The organism is Peribacillus psychrosaccharolyticus ATCC 23296, from assembly GCF_000305495.1.
GTDB classification, from domain to species: domain Bacteria; phylum Bacillota; class Bacilli; order Bacillales; family DSM-1321; genus Peribacillus; species Peribacillus psychrosaccharolyticus.
The window spans coordinates 1-3,517 of record NZ_AJTN02000078.1 but is presented as its reverse complement, the minus strand read 5'-3'; the positions used below and the strand labels follow the sequence as shown (position 1 = coordinate 3,517).

Sequence of the window (3,517 nt, the reverse complement as noted above, 5' to 3'; positions counted from 1 at the left end):
AGCAGAAATTGATGGCCTAACTGTTGACGAGAATTTCCGAAATAAAGGAATAGGTAGCAAATTACAAGAATTTGTAATGGAAACATTCCCTGAAAAGCTTGTAATCTTAATAGCTGATGGAGAAGATACAGCTAGAGAAATGTACAAAAAACAAAACTATCAGTATCATGGATTTAAATATGAAGCTCAAAAAATATATCAAGATTAGTTTCATTATCATGTTCAAGTAATACCAGCTAAAAAGCATCTACCGGAAAATATTCTTTAAAACAATCAATAAAAAAGAATTGATTTTTTAATCATCAATCAGGAGCTTTAATTGCTAAAAGGATCTTCCAACCGAAGATCCTTTTTTAGTACCGATAACATCTGTTTGTGTTAACTAGTTGCTATTTTCCCTTTATCTTCAACTAATGGCGCAGGATAATTGAATAGAAAACATACGTGATTATAGACTTTGGAAGGGAATTAATAGAATGGGATGTTAAACTTTATAAAAAAATATTGAAAGGACTGGACTTAATTAATGGATATTAGAAAACCTAATGACTCCGAACTTAAAATGGTTATTTTACTTTCACCACAAGCTGTTTTTGATGGCACACTGGGTGAAGTAAAACCTACAAATGAAAAAATCAAAAAACTTGTTGAGCCACTTCTTGAAAAGGGAAGCTATTATTTAATAGCAACAGAAGAGGATGAATTAATGGGCTGGGTTCTTATAGGGGCAAGTAAAGACCAATTTACTGATAAGATGAATGGATTTATTTATGAACTATTTGTTATAGAAGAATTTAGAGGGAATGGAATTTCTAAAAGGCTTATAAGAACTGCCATTGACTTTCTAAAACAAGATGGATATTCAGAAGTCCGACTAAGTGCTTTTGCAGAGAACCAAGCTATTAAATTATACGAAAAAATGGGCTTTAACATAAGAACAGTTACTATGAGTTTGCCGTTATAAATGAAAAACACTAATTAAATAAGATTTATATGATAATTCTTAATGAACTAACAGGTGCTTGAGCTGAAGAAGAGACGTCAAAAGACCAGTACGAATGTATAATTGGTCTTAGTGAAAGACGCTAAATATTTTTAATACGTTATTCGTTTCTTCTTCGGTGATGCTGATATAAAGCAGAGTGACAGAAGGATGGGAATGATGCAGGATTCGCTGCAACATCGCAATATCCTTTGTGGCCTTGTAAAACCAGTAACCAAACGTCTTAAGTAAGGTATGATTGCCGACATGTTCTACACCTGCGTACACTGCAGCCTTATTTAACTGCCGGTACGCCTGTGTAGGGGTATAATCGGGCTGTCTCCTTTACGAGACGGGAATAAACAGGGGCTCTCTCTGGACGTTTTTAGCGTATTCATAAACCTCCTGGAAGCAATTCGCGATATAGATGTCGCGAATTTTTTGAGTTTTGCCTTCTTTGACACGGAGAATCTTGTTTTGTTTGCCTTTTAGAGCGGGGATCTGGTGGGTGTTGTGTTTACTGATCTTGCCCGGAAAGAAGAGTCCAAGTACGAGATTCAGTAAAACGTCTTCAACCTGTAACAAGCTATTATCATAAAGATCCCCGACCCGATAAATTTGAAGGAACTGCACTTACAGGCGTACAAGCCAGGTGATCCAAGTCTGGATTTCTTATATGAGATGATTCCGCATCACGAAGCTGCTGTATCAATGTCTGAAAACATCCTGAAATATGGCCATAATGAACAGGTCAAGCAACTAGCAGCAACCATTATAAGAGACCAGCTTGCGGGTATTGGGAAACTGGATTCTCTTAAAGAAAAGCTAAAAATGAATCCGCAAATAAACAAGCAAGCAGAGGAAGCTTATTTAAAAGCGTATAATAACATCTATAAAACGATGATTACCGATGCAAGATGCTAAAACAACGGGAAATATAGATAAAGATTTCTTGGAAGAACTGATTCCGCATCATGAAGGTGCAATCAAAATGTCTGAGAATATATTGAAATATACGCAAAATCCTGAACTGAAAACAATCCTAGATAACATTATCACTACTCAACAAAAACAGCTTACGGAAATGAAAAACCTTTTAAAGACTATATAAAGCAGAAGCTGACTAAAAGCTCGTTAATGAGCTTTTTGGTCAGCTTCTTCCTTTCTCTAGAGAACAACAGAAGAAAAGTTCCGGTATAAAAAATGAAAACATCGATCGCTTAGCGTTTGATGCTTCAGGCTACAATAACGGACAAATGATTGCGGTTAATGATGGTCGAAACACTAAAACTCATCTCATCTGCTAAGGCGGATGGGAGTTTTTTATCTATGGAGTACAAGATTAGATGATAGATATTTCTGGAAAGAAGATGCTTCATGGTATAATAATCATAGCTAAAACGCTTACAGGAATAAGGTAACGCGGATAAAATAGTTTGAAAATTTAAATATTTAGGGAGTTGTGGAACAAATGGATGGTACTACATCAATTATGAAAGAACAAACTATTTTTAACCACATTGGAAATACAATTAAAACAGAGGATAGAGAGATTAATATATTAGCTAAATTTGAAGAACCACTAGTTGTCATTTTAGGTAATGTGTTGAGTGATGAAGAATGTAGCGCCTTGATGAGCTTATCAAAAGATAAATTGAATCGTTCGAAGATTGGGTCCACCCGTGAAGTCAATGAGATGAGAACGAGCAGCAGTATGTATTTTGAAGAGAATGAGAATGATATGATTACCAAAATTGAAAGAAGACTTTCATTGATTATGAATATACCCACTGAACATGGAGAAGGAATTCAAATTCTAAAATATACGCCTGGACAAGAATATAAGGCTCATTATGATTATTTTTCATCTTCAAGTAAAGCAGCGCAAAATAATAGGATAAGCACAATCGTTATCTACTTAAATGATGTGGAAAGTGGGGGAGAAACGTATTTTCCTAAACTAAATCTTTCCGTATCTCCGAAAAAGGGAACGGCCGTGTATTTTGAATATTTCTATAGCGATCAACAGATCAACGAACAAACGTTACATGGTGGAGCCCCAGTGATAGCAGGAGAAAAGTGGGTTGCTACACAGTGGATGAGAAGACAAAAATAGTACTATATTTTCATTAAGGCGGGGAAACGCCTCTTCCCGTCTCTTTGTAGTTCCTTCCTCTTTTATCCCCTAAGATTATCCCTTTAGCGTTTGCCAATAATGGAATAAACGTATATAATCAATTTAATATTTGTACCTATGAATTTAATATATTGGTATGAAAACGGAGGTTATAATATGAAATTTCCACATGATTTTATATTCGGAGCGGCTTCTGCTTCTTATCAGATAGAAGGAGCATGGAATGAAGATGGGAAAGGCATAACCAATTGGGACGTTTTTTCAAAGATTCCTGGAAAGACGTATGAGGGAACAAACGGCGAGGTAGCGATCGACCATTATCATCGATACAAGGAAGATATTCAATTAATGGCTGAGATGGGTCTTGAATCGTACCGGTTTTCTCTTTCATGGGCGCG

At 35.8% G+C, this 3,517-nt stretch carries 6 protein-coding genes and 1 pseudogene; 6 read left to right on the top strand and 1 reads right to left on the bottom strand.

Translation table 11 applies throughout. The features are described 5' to 3' along the window. Positions 1-208: GNAT family N-acetyltransferase (locus WYK_RS05920; protein ID WP_040373640.1), on the top strand; the 208-nt coding region annotated here is incomplete at its 5' end. A 318-nt stretch (positions 209-526) separates the two neighbouring features. Further along, positions 527-964 (top strand): GNAT family N-acetyltransferase, encoded by a 438-nt coding sequence (locus WYK_RS05915; protein WP_040373639.1) that lies wholly within the window; start codon positions 527-529, stop codon positions 962-964. A gap of 108 nt (positions 965-1,072) precedes the next feature. Here the strand turns inward: WYK_RS05915 and WYK_RS25510 are convergent. Then, positions 1,073-1,291, bottom strand: a pseudogene (locus WYK_RS25510) (site-specific integrase); the annotation flags it as partial. Between the two features lie 309 nt (positions 1,292-1,600). Between WYK_RS25510 and WYK_RS25985 the strand changes: the two are divergent. From WYK_RS25985 to WYK_RS05895, 4 genes are all read left to right on the top strand, one after another. After that, positions 1,601-1,906: a DUF305 domain-containing protein gene (locus WYK_RS25985; protein WP_152526417.1), complete on the top strand. Its 306-nt coding sequence runs from the start codon at positions 1,601-1,603 to the stop codon at positions 1,904-1,906. Continuing rightward, positions 1,893-2,093 carry a DUF305 domain-containing protein gene (locus WYK_RS25980; protein ID WP_051387336.1) on the top strand — a complete coding sequence of 67 codons (201 nt, stop codon included), beginning with the start codon at positions 1,893-1,895 and terminating at the stop codon, positions 2,091-2,093. The genes WYK_RS25985 and WYK_RS25980 overlap by 14 nt, the downstream gene beginning before the upstream one ends. Positions 2,094-2,453: 360 nt before the next feature. Beyond that, complete coding sequence (locus tag WYK_RS05900; protein WP_040373638.1) at positions 2,454-3,098, top strand: 2OG-Fe(II) oxygenase; 645 nt, start codon at positions 2,454-2,456, stop codon at positions 3,096-3,098. Positions 3,099-3,275: 177 nt separating this feature from the next. Further along, positions 3,276-3,517 (top strand): family 1 glycosylhydrolase (locus WYK_RS05895; protein ID WP_040373637.1); only part of this gene is annotated, 242 nt, incomplete at its 3' end.

What these genes read in the sequence shown, in the direction of transcription:
- WYK_RS05915 (WP_040373639.1), top strand. Translation starts at nt 527, where the DNA reads ATGGATATTAGAAAACCTAATGACTCCGAACTTAAAATGGTTATTTTA.
- WYK_RS25980 (WP_051387336.1), top strand. Translation starts at nt 1,893, where the DNA reads ATGCAAGATGCTAAAACAACGGGAAATATAGATAAAGATTTCTTGGAA.
- WYK_RS05900 (WP_040373638.1), top strand. Translation starts at nt 2,454, where the DNA reads ATGGATGGTACTACATCAATTATGAAAGAACAAACTATTTTTAACCAC.